General features: G+C 55.1%; 13 protein-coding genes, 2 tRNA genes and 1 pseudogene. 4 read left to right on the top strand and 12 right to left on the bottom strand.

What is annotated here, in order from left to right; genetic code table 11:
- Nucleotides 1-15: 15 nt before the first annotated feature.
- From UTM25_RS17885 to dnaQ, 6 genes and pseudogenes are all read right to left on the bottom strand, one after another.
- Nucleotides 16-1530, bottom strand: a pseudogene (locus UTM25_RS17885) (ABC transporter substrate-binding protein).
- Nucleotides 1531-1532: 2 nt separating this feature from the next.
- On the bottom strand, nucleotides 1533-2615 hold the full coding sequence (locus tag UTM25_RS17880; protein ID WP_194399641.1) for an ABC transporter ATP-binding protein: 1083 nt from the start codon (nucleotides 2613-2615) through the stop codon (nucleotides 1533-1535).
- Nucleotides 2612-3625 (bottom strand): ABC transporter ATP-binding protein, encoded by a 1014-nt coding sequence (locus UTM25_RS17875; protein ID WP_194399640.1) that lies wholly within the window; start codon nucleotides 3623-3625, stop codon nucleotides 2612-2614. Before UTM25_RS17875 ends, UTM25_RS17880 begins: the two co-directional genes overlap by 4 nt.
- Nucleotides 3622-4341 (bottom strand): FadR/GntR family transcriptional regulator, encoded by a 720-nt coding sequence (locus UTM25_RS17870; protein WP_320715130.1) that lies wholly within the window; start codon nucleotides 4339-4341, stop codon nucleotides 3622-3624. The genes UTM25_RS17875 and UTM25_RS17870 overlap by 4 nt, the downstream gene beginning before the upstream one ends.
- 379 nt (nucleotides 4342-4720) lie before the next feature.
- Nucleotides 4721-4797 (bottom strand) — tRNA-Asp (locus tag UTM25_RS17865).
- Nucleotides 4798-4929: 132 nt separating this feature from the next.
- On the bottom strand, nucleotides 4930-5661 hold the full coding sequence (gene dnaQ, locus UTM25_RS17860; protein ID WP_206689041.1) for a DNA polymerase III subunit epsilon: 732 nt from the start codon (nucleotides 5659-5661) through the stop codon (nucleotides 4930-4932).
- 64 nt (nucleotides 5662-5725) lie between these two features.
- Between dnaQ and rnhA the strand changes: the two genes are divergently transcribed.
- Nucleotides 5726-6193, top strand: coding sequence for a ribonuclease HI (rnhA, locus tag UTM25_RS17855; RefSeq protein ID WP_194399637.1), 468 nt, complete (start codon nucleotides 5726-5728; stop codon nucleotides 6191-6193).
- Here the strand turns inward: rnhA and UTM25_RS17850 are convergent.
- A complete protein-coding gene (locus UTM25_RS17850) occupies nucleotides 6190-6909 on the bottom strand; it encodes a class I SAM-dependent methyltransferase (RefSeq protein WP_023310484.1) in 720 nt (239 codons plus the stop codon). The genes rnhA and UTM25_RS17850 overlap by 4 nt on opposite strands.
- A gap of 32 nt (nucleotides 6910-6941) precedes the next feature.
- Here UTM25_RS17850 and gloB point away from each other — a divergent pair, with 32 nt between their 5' ends.
- Together gloB and mltD are read left to right on the top strand one after the other, a co-directional pair.
- Nucleotides 6942-7700, top strand: a complete 759-nt coding sequence (gene gloB / locus UTM25_RS17845; RefSeq protein ID WP_194399636.1) for a hydroxyacylglutathione hydrolase — start codon at nucleotides 6942-6944, stop codon at nucleotides 7698-7700.
- A gap of 68 nt (nucleotides 7701-7768) precedes the next feature.
- The gene (mltD, locus tag UTM25_RS17840; protein WP_032661729.1) at nucleotides 7769-9133 is read left to right on the top strand and encodes a murein transglycosylase D; all 1365 of its coding nucleotides are present in this window, start codon (nucleotides 7769-7771) and stop codon (nucleotides 9131-9133) included.
- Nucleotides 9134-9185: 52 nt separating this feature from the next.
- Here the strand turns inward: mltD and UTM25_RS17835 are convergent, their stop codons facing one another.
- The 3 genes from UTM25_RS17835 to UTM25_RS17825 form a co-directional block, all read right to left on the bottom strand.
- The gene (locus UTM25_RS17835) at nucleotides 9186-9959 is read right to left on the bottom strand and encodes a class I SAM-dependent methyltransferase (protein WP_194399635.1); all 774 of its coding nucleotides are present in this window, start codon (nucleotides 9957-9959) and stop codon (nucleotides 9186-9188) included.
- A 75-nt stretch (nucleotides 9960-10034) separates the two neighbouring features.
- On the bottom strand, nucleotides 10035-10835 hold the full coding sequence (locus UTM25_RS17830; protein ID WP_024909448.1) for an endonuclease/exonuclease/phosphatase family protein: 801 nt from the start codon (nucleotides 10833-10835) through the stop codon (nucleotides 10035-10037).
- A 136-nt stretch (nucleotides 10836-10971) separates the two neighbouring features.
- Nucleotides 10972-12147, bottom strand: coding sequence for an MFS transporter (locus UTM25_RS17825; RefSeq protein ID WP_194399634.1), 1176 nt, complete (start codon nucleotides 12145-12147; stop codon nucleotides 10972-10974).
- Between the two features lie 104 nt (nucleotides 12148-12251).
- On the opposite strand from UTM25_RS17825, the gene yafC reads away from it, so the two are divergent.
- Nucleotides 12252-13157, top strand: coding sequence for a DNA-binding transcriptional regulator YafC (gene yafC / locus UTM25_RS17820; protein ID WP_194399633.1), 906 nt, complete (start codon nucleotides 12252-12254; stop codon nucleotides 13155-13157).
- A gap of 29 nt (nucleotides 13158-13186) precedes the next feature.
- On the opposite strand, the gene dkgB is transcribed toward yafC, so the two are convergent.
- Entirely contained in the window at nucleotides 13187-13990 is an 804-nt protein-coding gene (gene dkgB / locus UTM25_RS17815) for a 2,5-didehydrogluconate reductase DkgB (protein ID WP_194399632.1), read from the bottom strand.
- Between the two features lie 160 nt (nucleotides 13991-14150).
- Nucleotides 14151-14227, bottom strand: a tRNA-Asp gene (locus UTM25_RS17810).
- Nucleotides 14228-14277: the final 50 nt, after the last annotated feature.

Below are 14277 nucleotides of genomic sequence, written 5' to 3'. Positions count from 1 at the left end.
TTCTCCTCAGGACCTTTATTTCGCCAGCGTCAAACCCGCCAGACGCACGATGCCGTCCGGGTACGGCTTAAAGCCCTGCACGCTTTTGTTCAGACCGAAAATGCGCGGCTCGAAGTAGAGGTAGGCAATCGGCATGTCGGTTTGCAGCTGCTTAACCACCTTGTCGTACAGCGGCTGGCGTGCGGCCTGGTCGGTGCTCTGGCGCGCCAGGGTCAGCCACTCATCGACCTGCGCGTTGCTGTAGCGACCGTCGTTAAGGGTGCCTTTGCTGTTGATAAAGCCGTAGATGCTGCCGTCCGGATCCGGGCGTCCCGACCAGCCTGAGAAGCTCAGCTGATAGTCACCGCTCTGCTGGCGATCGAGCAGCGTGGCGAATTCGGTCATCTGCAGGTTCAGGTTAAATCCGGCCTCGGCGACCATCGCCTGCAGCACCTGGCCCACCTGCTGTGAGGTTGGGTTGTTCGGCACCAGCAGGTTGACGGTCAGCGGCGCGGTGACGCCTGCCGCCTTCAGCAGCGCTTTGGCTTTGTCTACGTCACGCGGCGGGACCGGCAGGTTAACGTGATACGGGCTGACCGGGGAAAACGCCTGGTTGGCCGGGGTATAGAGCCCTTCAAAGACCACCTGATTTAACGCATCGCGGTCGATGGCCTGAGAAAACGCCTCGCGCACGCGAGCGTCCTTGAACGGATCGTTCGCCGGCACCTTGCCGTTGTTGATGTTGAAGGTGATGCCCTGATAGCCCAGGCCGGTTACCTTCGCCAGCACCAGCTTGCTGTCGGCTTCGACGGTTTTAACATCGCTGGCGGCGATACCTTCGGTCAGGTCAAGATCGCCCGCGCGCAGGTTCGCGAGGCGCACGGAGGCATCCGGGATCGGCAGATAGATGATTTTGTCGAAGTGGTAGGCGCCTTTGTTCCAGTAGTTGTCGAAGCGGGTCAGCACGATGCGGTCCTGGGACACGCGGCTGTCAAATTTATACGGGCCGGAGCAGACCGGGTGGGCGGCAAAGTCAGGCTTTTTCGCCGCCTAGGGGGCTATCATCGCGCCCGCACGGTCGGTGAGCTGCATCAGCAGCGCGGCATCGGGGGTCTTCAGGTGCAGCGCAATCTGCATCGGGCCGGTGACCTCGACCGATTCAACGGAGGAGATCTCGCTCTTACGCAGGGAGCCTTTCAGGGTCAGGGCGCGGTCGAGGTTGTATTTTGCCGCGGCGGCATCGAATTTCTCACCGTCGTGGAAGGTGACGCCTTCGCGCAGATTGAGCGTCAGGGTTTTACCGTCGTCACTCCACGCCCAGTCTTTAGCCAGACCGGGGACAACCTTCAGATTTTCATCAACGTCCACCAGCCTGTCGCACAGGGAGGCAAAGACGAAGCGGCCATAGTAGGTGCGCGCCAGATGCGGGTCGAGCATGTCCGGGTCAGCGCCCAGGCCGATCCGCAGCACGCTTTCAGAATGGGCGGGCAGCGCCGCGCCAAGCAACATAACACTTCCCAGTACGGTCAAAAGAGAATTACGCATTGTCATTATCATGAGTTCCTTGAAGGAAGAGACGAGTGAGTGGCCGCGTGTTCAAACAGCGCACGGCGGCGCAGAAAGGCGGCGGATGGCGGTGCGATCTGAATAACGCTGCGATCGCGGTTGATCTCCTGCCAGCGGTGGCAGGCAACCTGACGTCCGCCGTCGAGCACCTTATTGATCGGCTCGACCTGGCGGCATTCATCGGTAACGTACGGGCAGCGGGTGTGGAAACGGCAGCCGGACGGCGGGCTGGCCGGGTTGGGCAGATCCCCCTGCAGCAGCGGCGCGTCGCGTTCAACGCCCGGCTGCATCTGCGGTGCCGAGGCGATCAATGCCTGCGTATAGGGGTGCAGCGGCGCGTCAAAAATCTCGTCGACGGTGGCAAGCTCGACGATTTGCCCGAGATACATGACCGCCACGCGGTCGCTCATATGGCGGATCACCGCCAGGCCGTGGGCGACAATCACCATCGTCAGCCCCAGCTGGTGCTTCAGGCTTTCCAGCAGGTTGACCACCTGCGCCTGAACGGAGACGTCCAGCGCGGACACCGGCTCATCGCCCAGCAGCAGCTTCGGTCCCGAGGCCAGCGCGCGCGCAATGCCGATACGCTGGCGCTGCCCGCCGGAAAACTCGTGCGGATAGCGCCCGGCCCAGGCGGCAGGCAGGCCAACGGTTTTGAGCAGCTCGGCAACGCGGTACTGGCGATCCGCTTTTTTCATGTTCTGATGCAGCCACAGCGGCTCCCCGACGATCTGCTCCACCGTCATGCGCGGGTTGAGCGAGGCGAAGGGATCCTGGAAGATAATCTGCAGCTCGCGCCGGAGCTGGTTCAGGCGGGCACCGGAGGCGTCGGTGATCTCTTCCCCCTGGTAAAACACGCGCCCTTCGCTGGCGGCCAGCAGGCGCAGCAGCAGACGACCGAGGGTAGATTTCCCGGAGCCGGACTCGCCGACGATCGCCAGCGTTTCGCCCGGCATCACGGCAAGCGAAACGCGATCGACCGCCGTGACAAACCGTGCCGGGGTAAAGAGTTTTTTGGGGCCGGGGAAAAGCTTGCTGAGGTCACGGGCTTCAAGAATGGGCGTGGTCATGCGATTTCTCCCAGGGCAATGTGCTGTTCGAGCGGCACGCGGAAGCAGGCGACCTGATGGCCCGCGCCGAGCGCGGTTAGCTGCGGTTTTTCAGCATGGCAGCGCGACTGCGCAAACGGACAGCGGGTGGCAAAACGGCAGCCTTTCGGCATGGATTCCGGGAGCGGGACCGATCCGGGAATGGTGGAGAGCTGACCCTTGCGTGCGCCAAGAGAAGGAATCGAGCCCATCAGGCCGATGGTGTACGGATGCTGCGGGTCGGCAAAGATGGCCTCCACGCTCCCCTGCTCCACCACCTGTCCGGCATACATCACGGCGACCTGCTGGGCGACTTCCGCCACCACGCCTAAATCGTGGGTGATCATCAGCACCGCCGTGCCGGTTTCCTCTTTTAAGGCGTTGAGCAAGGCGAGGATTTGCGCCTGGATGGTGACGTCGAGCGCGGTGGTGGGTTCATCAGCAATCAGCAGTTTAGGGTGGTTAATCAGCGCCATCGCAATCATCACGCGCTGGCGCATGCCGCCGGAAAGCTGGTGGGGATATGCTTTCAGGCGCATCTCTGCCGCCGGGATCTGCACCTTCTCGAGGATCTGCAGCGCGATCTTCATCGCCTCTGCGCGCGAGACGTTCTGGTGCCGCATAACCGCTTCGCTAAGCTGATCCCCCAGCGTAAACGCCGGATTGAGCGAGGTCATCGGCTCCTGGAAAATCATCGCCAGCTCGCTGCCGCGCAGGTCGGCATATTCCCGCGGTGAGAGCTTTCGCAGATCGTGGCGGCGAAACTGCATCTCGCCGCTGACAATCTGCGCGCTGGCGGGCAGTAACCCCATCAGCGCCAGTGAGGTGATACTTTTCCCGCAGCCGGACTCTCCCACCAGCGCCAGCGTTTCGCCCGCCCTGACGGTCAGCGAGATACCATCAAGCACGCTAGCCGGCGAGCCAGCAAACGTAACGTTGAGGTTTTGCACCCGCAATACGGGCGTGGCGTCCTTAAAGGGTATTGTCGTCATGGCGTGAAGTCGTCCTCAAGGTGGATCGCCTGAATCAGGGCGGTTTGCAGGCTGAGCTGGTGTTCGCGCATGGCGGCCGCGGCTTCATTAGGCTGGCGATGGATAATCGCAGACATGATCTTATGGTGGTGGTCGTTATAGCTGTCGACACGTTCGGGCGTGCGGGCTAATTCGCGCAGATGCTGCCAGCCCGGTTCGCGCCGAACGGCATCAATGGCATCAAACAGGCCGAGCATCAGACGGTTGCCCGCCGCCTCGGCAATTGCCCGGTGAAAGGCGCTGTCCCAGAGTTCGTTGAGATCGCGGTCATCCGGGCTGACCTTGTCGATGCGTTCCAGCATGCGCTGCATGAGCGCGAGGTTTTCCCTGGTGGCACGCAGTGCCGCAAGCCGGGCTAAGCCGGGTTCGAGCTGTAGACGAGCTTCCATCACTTCCAGAAGGTTGGTCTGCTGAACCAATCCCTGAAGGGCCAGCGGTTCAACAGGTGCCGCCGGGCCAATAAAGGTCCCTTTGCCCTGCTTACGCCAGATGCGCCCCTCTTCTTCCAGCACGTCCAGCGCACGACGCACTTCACGTCGTCCTACGCCGAGAGTGTCCGACAGCTCACGTTCCGTGGGCAGCGGTATGCCTGGTGTTGACTCATGCTGGTTGATAAGCCCGCGCAACTGCTCAAGCGCGGTGCTGGAATTTGCCAGAAACCGTGACGGTTTTTCCATATTGGTTCGCTCGCTTTCATCATTGCTTTATTTTTATTAACGATAAGTTATTGATATGGAATGAAGCTTATCGTGCTAATGATTAAGCAATAACCAAACCAATACGAAATTGGTTCGGTAATTTTTTGGAAAGCGGGAGATAACCAAATGATTCTGCGTGAATTATTTTTACAGAAAGAAACATTCTGAACGAGGTGCGAGGAGAGGATCGATGGAGAAATGCGCAACAATAGTGCAAATAATGCACTACATTCGTGCAATTGTTAATAAATTGCACCATGCACATTAACTTTATGTTAACAATAAGTGAGAGAATGAGATTACAGAAGGCTGAAACGACGAAGGCCTGAATCATTTCTGATTCAGGCCTTCTGAATAGTGGCGGAACGGACGGGACTCGAACCCGCGACCCCCTGCGTGACAGGCAGGTATTCTAACCGACTGAACTACCGCTCCACTGTTCCCGTTTGGGGAACGAGGCGCATATTACGGTGCGCCTCCGATCTCGTCAACGCTTTTTCTCACGTTTTGAATCGTTTGCTGCAAAAATCGCCCAAACGATGATTTTACAGGCATTCAGGCGTTTTTTCAGGCGCGCCACATACAGCTGCCGCCCTTCTTCTGGACCAGATCAAGCCGGGATTCGTGGTTAAGAAGCTCTTCATCACTGGCTAAAACAACCCGCAAGCGACTGGCCTGACGAACAACACGCTGAATGCCCGCTTCGCCCTGCGTCTGCTGGGATTCATTTTCCATACTGAACTTCATTGACGTCTGCCCGCCGGTCATCGTCAGATAGACATCGGCCAGGATCTGGGCATCGAGCAACGCCCCGTGAAGCGTTCGCTTGGTGTTGTCTATCTCATAGCGCGAGCAGAGTGCATCAAGGCTGTTACGCTTGCCGGGGAACATCTTCCTTGCCAGCGCCAGGCTGTCCGTCACCTTACAGAAGGTGTTCGTCTTCGGAATATCACGATTAAGCTTGCTGAATTCATAATCCATAAAGCCGATATCGAACGATGCGTTATGGATGACAAGCTCGGCGCCCTTGATGTATTCCAGAAACTCGTCAGCCACCTCCGCAAACGTCGGCTTATCCAGCAAGAACTCATCGGCAATCCCGTGAACGCCGAACGCTTCGGGATCCACCAGCCGATCGGGCTTGAGGTAAACGTGGAAGTTGTTCCCCGTAAGACGACGGTTCACCACTTCAACGGCGCCGATCTCGATGATCTTATGCCCTTCGTAGTGCGCGCCGATCTGGTTCATACCGGTGGTTTCGGTATCGAGGACAATCTGGCGAGTAATTGCAGTGCTCATAGCGGTCATTTATGTCAGACTTATCGTTTAACTGAACGTTTCGAATACAGGAAGTCTACCAGAGATGCGTAAACAGGTAGAAATTTTCACCGATGGATCTTGTCTCGGTAACCCAGGGCCCGGCGGCTACGGCGCGATTATGCGCTATCGCCAGCACGAAAAAACCTTTAGCGAAGGCTATTTTCTGACCACCAACAACCGGATGGAGTTGATGGCGGCCATCGTGGCGCTGGAGGCGTTAAAAGAACATTGTGACGTGGTGTTAAGCACCGACAGTCAGTACGTGCGTCAGGGGATCACCCAGTGGATCCATAACTGGAAAAAACGCGGCTGGAAAACCGCCGATAAGAAGCCGGTCAAGAACGTCGATCTCTGGAAACGTCTTGATGCTGCGCTGGGCCAGCACCAGATTAAGTGGGAGTGGGTTAAAGGCCACGCAGGCCATCCGGAAAACGAACGCTGCGACGAACTGGCGCGTGCTGCTGCATCCAATCCCGCACGTGAAGATGCGGGCTATCAGCCCGACGCCTAATCGGTTTTTTTGTACTGCCGCGTGGCGCCGACGGTCTGGCGGATGGGCGTTTTCGACTTGCTCTGCTTCATGGGGTTAAGCGTAAGGGGAATAGTTCGCTTGCGCGCAACGATAAACTGCAAACAGCCCAATGCGGGGAGATGGGTGCTCAGTACCACGCCCCCCTGCCGCGCCCAGGGCAGCACCTGAAAACCTCCGTAGCAGAGCACCTCAAAGTTCAGCAGCGAAAGCCAGTCGAGCTGGCGCATCATGGTGAACATCCGGCTGTTGTAAGGTGGAGTCCGGCGCAGCACCGGTACTAGCTTACGCAGGCCCATCAGGCTTAGCGGATTGAATCCGCTAAGTACCAGCCAGCCGTCATCAATCAGCACGCGATCGGCTTCGCGAAGCAGACGATGCGGATCGCTGCACCAGGGTAGCGTATGTGCGAGCAAACACGCATCGACGGATTTTTCCGCAAACGGCAGATGCAGCGGGTCTGCCTTCACCTGAACCGGCGATCCGCCGAGAGAGACGTTAACCTGATGCGAGATAGCGCAGCTTTCGGTATTGATTTCCGCGCTGAGATTGCCAATCTTAAGCAGGTGAAAGCCATACATTTTCGCGAGCCAGGGCTTCAGCTGCTGTTCTAACGCTTCGCGATAGTATTCACCCCAGGGCAATTCCGCCCAACGTTCCGGTGCTGCGACAGTCTGAGGTATCCTTGCCGGTTTCATCAAAACACCCGCCACGCTCTAAGAGGTAATGTATGAATCTTATCAGTATTCCAGCGTTTCAGGACAATTACATCTGGGTTTTGGTTGACGACGATCGCCGATGCGTCATTGTCGATCCCGGAGAATCCGCCCCTGTCCTGCACGCCATAAAAGAGAACGGCTGGCAGCCAGAAGCCGTTTTGTTAACGCATCATCATAACGATCACACTGGCGGCGTGCCTGAACTGTGCGCCCATTTTCCGCATCTTGTGGTTTACGGACCGGCAGAGGCACAAGATAAGGGAATCACGCATGTAGTCGAAGAAGGCGAAAATATCCTCATACGCGAGTGGGAGTTTTCCGTATTTGCTACACCAGGTCACACTTTGGGACATCTGTGTTTCTACAGTAAGCCTTATCTTTTTTGCGGCGATACGCTGTTCTCCGGAGGCTGCGGAAGACTGTTCGAAGGTACGCCAGCTCAAATGTATCAGTCTTTACAGAAGATTAACGCGCTACCCGATGAGACGCTCGTTTGTTGCGCCCATGAGTATACATTAGGAAATATGAAGTTTGCCGTGAGCCTCTTACCCGAGGATCGTGCGATTCAGGATTATTATCACAAAGTGAAGGAGTTACGTGCAAAAAACCAAAAAACACTCCCCGTAATTCTGAAAAACGAGCGCCAAATTAATTTATTTTTACGAACAGATGATATTGATTTAATTAATAAAATTAACCAAGAAACAAATTTGCAACAACCAGAACAACGATTTGCATGGTTAAGGTCAAAGAAAGATAACTTCAGATAATTGCGGGTTGCCTTTTCAAAATTTCGCCGTTATCATCGCTCGTCTTTTAAGCAACTATTGACACACACATGAAGGCAAAAGCGATATTACTCGCCTCTGTCCTGCTTGTAGGTTGCCAGTCGCAAAACGGCAGCAACGTACAACAGCACGCACAGAGCCTTTCTGCGGCTGGTCAAGGGGAAGCAGGGAAGTTTGCAAGTTCGGCGCGCTGGATGGACGATGGAACATCTTACGCGCAGGATCAAGACTTGTGGACCTCTATTGGCGACGAGCTAAAGATGGGAATTCCGGAAAATCCCCGGATTCGCGAACAGAAACAGAAGTATTTAAGTAATAAGAGCTATCTCCACGATGTAACGTTACGGGCAGAGCCGTATATGTACTGGATAGCCGGGCAAGTTAAGAAACGTAACATGCCTATGGAGCTGGTACTCCTACCCATAGTGGAGAGCGCTTTTGACCCACACGCGACGTCTGGCGCCAATGCCGCAGGCATTTGGCAGATCATTCCGAGCACCGGGCGAAACTATGGTCTGAAACAGACCCGCAACTATGATGCGCGTCGCGATGTTGTCGCTTCAACGACAGCTGCTCTCGACATGATGCAACGTCTGAACAAGATGTTTGACGGCGACTGGCTGTTAACGGTCGCAGCGTATAATAGTGGCGAAGGTCGTGTACTGAAGGCAATGAAAGCGAATAAAGCACGGGGTAAATCCACCGATTTTTGGTCGCTCTCACTGCCACAGGAAACAAAGATTTACGTACCGAAAATGCTGGCATTGAGCGATATTCTCAAGAACAGCAAGCGTTACGGTGTACAACTGCCAACACCAGACGAAAGTCGTGCACTGGCGCGTGTTCGCCTCAGCAATCCGGTTGATATTCAACAGGTTGCTGATATGACGGGTATGTCGGTAAGTAAATTGAAAACCTTTAATGCTGGCGTTAAAGGCTCAACCCTGGGGGCAAGTGGCCCGCAGTATGTAATGGTTCCGCAGAAACATGCTGAGCAGTTACGTGAGTCTTTGGCTTCTGGTGAAATCGCCGCCGTTCAGTCAACGCTGATCGCGGATGCATCATCAGTTAACAGCCGCAGCTATAAGGTTCGTTCAGGTGATACGCTTTCGGGCATTGCTTCACGTCTTGGCGTGAATGCGAAAGATCTGCAGCAGTGGAATAATCTGCGCAGCTCCGGCCTGAAAGTGGGTCAGACTCTGACGGTAGGTGCAGGTAGCAGCGCACAGCGTCTCGCCAGCAACAGCGATAGCATTACCTATCGCGTGCGCAAGGGCGATTCACTGTCCAGTATCGCAAAACGACACGGCGTAAACATCAAGGATGTGATGCGCTGGAACAATGATACTGACAATCTGAAACCTGGCGACCAGCTGACGCTGTTTGTGAAGAACAGCGCTACGCCAGACTCCTGATAACACGATCGAAAGATAAAAAGGCACCGATTCCCCTCGGTGCCTTTTTTGTTTATTCCGCTTTTTGCGCTTCAGCCATGATGGTATCGCTGGTAAACGAGCCGTCGTCCTGCAGTTCAAAGTATGCCTTTACCTCCGCGGACGCACTCTCCTGATACAGCCTGATCGCCTGGCTTAATGCTTCCGGGGTGCGCATACGCGCGATCCACGAGCTGAACTCCAGCGGTAAGCGGTCTGTAATCAACGCGCGCGCGATCAGCCCCGCTTCAGTGATAAACGACAACCACTCTCCGCTGGCATAGTTTTGCACGTGTGAGGTATCGCGCAGCGCTTCGACCGTCTGCAGCCAGATATTGCGCACCGGATGTCCAGGGGACATCACATCCATAATAATGAAGATGCCACCCGGCTTCAGAACACGTTTGACTTCGCGCAATGCCTGGCCGACATCGTGCCAGTGGTGCGCGGAGTAACGGCTGATAACCACCTCAAACGACTCATCATCGAACGGTAAGGATTCGGCATAGCCCTGTTGCGTATCGATGTTGTCCAGTCCCTTCGCTTTCGCCGCACCGGCAACAACGTCCAGCATCTGGCTGGATAAGTCATACGCGGTAACGTGAGCGACCTGCTGCGCAGCCGTAAAGCTGGCATGCCCTGCCCCGCAGCCTAAATCCAGCACGTGCGCCTGCGGGAACGCCGCCAGACGTTCACCGAGACGCGCCAGATCGCGGCCAGAAGCATGCACGGCGCTGCTCAGATAGGCACTTGCCTGAGAACCAAACTGTTTTTCTACATTGTCATGATGGGAGCGTGTTGTTGTCATCGTACTGTCCTTTGTGAGTGAAAAATAAAGGGCAGCACCCGCGCAGGCCTGCCCCACGGCAGACCTGACACACCATTATTTATCAGGTTTGCCGGGACTGAATTCAACTAGTAGAGGATTGTGATCGGAGGCGCGCGTCACCAGAACAGAGGCGTCATGCACGCTCAAACCACGATAAAAGACAAAATCGAGAGGACGACCAAAGGCTTTTTTACGCTGGTCATCGCTAAAGCGAACTTCACGCAGCGACATTTCACGCGCAAAGCGATACAGCGCATTCATGCGCGGACGGCTCCAGGCGTTGAAATCGCCTGCCATAATGATGGGGCCGCTGTGATGGGCAATCTGATCGCCAATCGGAAGTAACTGCTTACTGTAGACATCCACGCCCAGGCTGAAATTGACCGCATGGATGTTTACGACCATCAGCATTCGGGTATCCGGCAGCGGATAGACCGTCACCAGCGCCGATTTTGCCAGACGCAGGATAGGCTCACGTTCACGCAGAGGACAACAATAGACCGGATGTGCTGCTGAAAGCGTCATCACACCCGAGGGGTGTTGTGGCAGGACAAACGCAGGCACCTGGTCGGCGGCAAGATAGTTCGTGGTGGCAAACCGTACCAGCTCAGGAGTAGTTTGCGCCTCCTGAAGCAGAACCAGATGGGCATCTTTTCCAAAATTCTTGAGCACCGATAACCATTCGGCACGCTGCTGCTTAAAGATATTCCACACCAGTACACGGATTTTCTCATCGCTGCTTAACGGTGTGCCGGCGGGTAATGCCTGGCTTATGCTCGCAAATGACCCCGGAGGCAAGATCCTCTCCGCGGGCATTCCGGCAACATAACGCATGGCATAGGTATTTTTTCGCACTTTTGGAAACAGCCTCTGTAACATGAACCAGCCCGGAAAACGGACTGGTTCTAATGTTATAGGGACTTTAGGTCATACTTTCAACGCAATTTCTGAGAAACCGCTTTCCAGTTTTGTAAGCAAGCACTTACTGATGTTACCCCAGCGCGACCCGGGCTGGCTTATCGAGACGTCCACTCAGGCCAATCAGCAGGAAGGCCACCAGGACAATCACCGCGCCAATCCACGGGGTCTGGGCTAATCCAACATGCGCTACGGTTTGCCCACCAATGATGGAGCCCAGCGCGATGCCAATATTAAATGCGGCAATGTTCAGCCCGGACGCCACATCCACCGCATTTGGCGTATAGAGCTCAGCTTTCTGGACCACGTAAACCTGAAGCCCGGGCACATTACCAAAGGCAAAGATCCCCATGACCAGCACGGTGACCAGCGCGGCGTAGTGTACCGAAGCCGTGAACTGGAAAATCATCAGCAGAACCACCAGGGCGGCGAAGATGAATTTCAGCGCAGGTACCGCACCATGCTTATCCGCAAGCTTGCCGCCCCAGATATTGCCAATGGCAACGGAAATACCGTACCCCAGCAAAATCCAGCTCACGGCATTGGGTGAGAAGCCCGCCAGGTCCTGCATCATCGGCGCCAGGAAGGTGAAAGCGGTGAATACGCCACCATAGCCCAATGCAGTTACCGCGTAGATAATCAGCAAACGCGGATGCGTGAGCACCTTCAGCTGATCGCGCAGGCTGGCGCTTGCCCGGCCTGGAATATTCGACGGTACCAGCAGCAGGCTGGTCACCAGGGCGATGACGCCCAGCAAGGAGACTGCCAGGAACGTTTCACGCCAGCCGAAGTGTTGTCCGATAAACGTTCCCAACGGTACGCCCGTAACGAGTGCGACGGTCAGTCCACCAAACATGATCGCAATGGCTGAAGCCGCTTTCTCTTTGGGCACCAGGCTTGTTGCTATGGTGGAACCAATCGAGAAGAACACGCCGTGTGCAAGGCCGGTCAACAGACGGGCAATCACCAGCGTGGTGTAGTCCGGCGCCTGCCAGGCCAGAACGTTGCCGGCGGTGAACAGCACCATCAGCGCGACTAACAGCTGCTTACGCGGAAAACGTCCGGTCAGGGCCGTCAGCACTGGCGCACCGACGGCAACGCCCAGGGCGTAGATTGATACCAGCAACCCCGCAGAGGGCAACGAGATCGCAAGCTGGTTAGCAATAGTGGGAACCAGGCCCACGATAACAAATTCGGTCGTGCCAATTGCAAAGGCACTGATCGTCAGGGCAAGTAGCGCCAGTGGCATAAAATACTCCGTATCATCAGGATTAAGATGACAGGCAGTATGCGCCAGTGCTTAAATAACAAAAATGGTCAAAATCTCAATAGAATTTTGCAGGTGGTGCAAAAATGAAAGCAACATCGGAAGAGCTGACAATCTTTGTCGCCGTCGTTGAAAGCGGCAGCTTTAGCCGCGCGGCCGAACAGCTGGGACAGGCTAATTCGGCCATCAGCCGTTCGGTAAAAAAACTGGAGATGAAGCTTGGAGTGAGTTTGCTCAACCGAACGACGCGACAGCTGAGCCTGACGGAAGAAGGAGAGCGTTATTTTCGCCGCGTGCAGTCGGTACTGCAGGAGATGGCCGCAGCGGAGACCGAGATAATGGAGACCCGCAGCACGCCGCGCGGATTGCTGCGCATTGATGCAGCCACGCCGGTAGTGCTTCACTTTCTGATGCCGCTGATCAAACCTTTCCGCGAACGCTATCCGGAGATGACGCTTTCTCTCGTCTCCTCAGAGACGTTTATTAACCTCATCGAGCGTAAAGTGGATGTGGCTATCCGGGCGGGAACGCTGACCGATTCAAGCTTGCGTGCCCGCCCTCTGTTTGCCAGCTACCGTAAAATTATCGTGTCGCCACAGTATATTGCTGAACATGGTAAACCGGAGACGGTTGAAGAACTGAAGCAGCATCTGTGCCTGGGCTTTACGGAGCCGGTATCGCTGAACACCTGGCCTGTCGCCTGCCATGATGGTCAACTTTATGAAATTACCTGCGGGTTATCCTCAAACAGCGGGGAAACGCTGAAGCAGCTTTGTCTCGAAGGAAATGGTATCGCCTGCTTGTCCGACTATATGATTGATAAGGAAATAGCCCGGGGTGAACTGGTGGAGCTAATGGCCGATAAACGTCTGCCGGTCGAAATGCCTTTTAGCGCAGTGTATTACAGTGACAGAGCGGTAAGCACGCGCATTCGTGCCTTTATTGACTTCCTGAGTGAACATATAAAAACAGCTCCCGGAGGAGCTGTGTGAGGGTTCAGGTTACAGAGGGTGGGTCAAACTTAATCCCAGTTAGGGGCTAAACCTTCCGGGCTTACCAGGCGATCGTTGCACTCCAGGGCTGCGATCGCTTTCTTATCGTCAGCATCCAGATGAAGATCCGTTGCTAACAGGTTGCTGGCCAGGTTTTCACGCTTAGTTGATGATGGGATCACGGCATAACCTTCACCCATTGCCCATGCCAGAATCACCTGCGCAGCAGTCGCGTTATGTTTCTCTGCGATACGCATAATCACTTCATCTTTCAGTGCCTTACCGTAGGCCAGCGTCATGTATGAGGTAATGTGGATACCGTGCTGTTTTGCCCAGTCCACGACTTTGCGGTTTTGCAGGTATGGAGACAGCTCGATCTGGTTGGTGGCAATATTTTCTGCGCCAACTGCGGCAATGGCTTTTTCCATCAGCGGAATGGTGAAGTTGGAGATCCCAATGTCGCGGGTTAAACCCTGCTTTTTCGCTTCCAGCAGTGCCTGCATGAATTCTTCCACGGAGACGGCATCATTTGGTGATGGCCAGTGGATCAACGTCAGATCCACGTAGTCAGTACGCAGTTTTTTCAGGCTCTCTTTCAGGCTAGGGATCAGCTTGTCTTTGCTGAGATTATCAATCCAGATTTTCGTGGTAATGAACAGCTCATTACGCGGTACACCACTCTCTTCAAGAGCTTGTCCAACGGCAGCTTCGTTTTCATAGATCTGTGCCGTATCAACTGCGCGATAGCCCATTTCGAGTGCGGTTTTAACTGATGCGATAACAACGTCGCCTTTCAGGCGGAAGGTGCCCAGACCAAATGCAGGGAGAGTCATACTATTCCTCAATCATTATGTTCGTAAACTGAGGAAGATTATCGCTGGCGGTGTTATAGAGAAAAAGATCTCAAAAAGCAGAGAATTTTTGCTAATTTCGCAATAATAAAACATCAGATAAGAAAAAAGCCCTGAGCGTTAGCTCAGGGCTTTTAATAAGTGGCGGAACGGACGGGACTCGAACCCGCGACCCCCTGCGTGACAGGCAGGTATTCTAACCGACTGAACTACCGCTCCACCGAAGACTGCTTGTAACCACCGGATTCATGCACCGGCTTACTACTTAA

It is taken from the genome of Enterobacter sp. 61D5 (assembly GCF_034107965.1).
GTDB classification, from domain to species: Bacteria; Pseudomonadota; Gammaproteobacteria; order Enterobacterales; family Enterobacteriaceae; genus Enterobacter; species Enterobacter cloacae_M.
Note: the sequence above shows the minus strand (reverse complement) of the source record. Positions and strands in the feature narration are given on the sequence as shown.

Excerpts from the sequence above, each read along its gene's own strand:
- yafC (WP_194399633.1), top strand. The coding sequence starts at position 12,252 with ATGAAAGCAACATCGGAAGAGCTGACAATCTTTGTCGCCGTCGTTGAA.
- UTM25_RS17875 (WP_194399640.1), bottom strand. The coding sequence starts at position 3,625 with ATGACGACAATACCCTTTAAGGACGCCACGCCCGTATTGCGGGTGCAA.
- UTM25_RS17870 (WP_320715130.1), bottom strand. The coding sequence starts at position 4,341 with ATGGAAAAACCGTCACGGTTTCTGGCAAATTCCAGCACCGCGCTTGAG.
- UTM25_RS17825 (WP_194399634.1), bottom strand. The coding sequence starts at position 12,147 with ATGCCACTGGCGCTACTTGCCCTGACGATCAGTGCCTTTGCAATTGGC.
- UTM25_RS17835 (WP_194399635.1), bottom strand. The coding sequence starts at position 9,959 with ATGACAACAACACGCTCCCATCATGACAATGTAGAAAAACAGTTTGGT.
- UTM25_RS17880 (WP_194399641.1), bottom strand. The coding sequence starts at position 2,615 with ATGACCACGCCCATTCTTGAAGCCCGTGACCTCAGCAAGCTTTTCCCC.
- gloB (WP_194399636.1), top strand. The coding sequence starts at position 6,942 with ATGAATCTTATCAGTATTCCAGCGTTTCAGGACAATTACATCTGGGTT.
- dnaQ (WP_206689041.1), bottom strand. The coding sequence starts at position 5,661 with ATGAGCACTGCAATTACTCGCCAGATTGTCCTCGATACCGAAACCACC.
- dkgB (WP_194399632.1), bottom strand. The coding sequence starts at position 13,990 with ATGACTCTCCCTGCATTTGGTCTGGGCACCTTCCGCCTGAAAGGCGAC.
- mltD (WP_032661729.1), top strand. The coding sequence starts at position 7,769 with ATGAAGGCAAAAGCGATATTACTCGCCTCTGTCCTGCTTGTAGGTTGC.
- rnhA (WP_194399637.1), top strand. The coding sequence starts at position 5,726 with ATGCGTAAACAGGTAGAAATTTTCACCGATGGATCTTGTCTCGGTAAC.
- UTM25_RS17850 (WP_023310484.1), bottom strand. The coding sequence starts at position 6,909 with ATGAAACCGGCAAGGATACCTCAGACTGTCGCAGCACCGGAACGTTGG.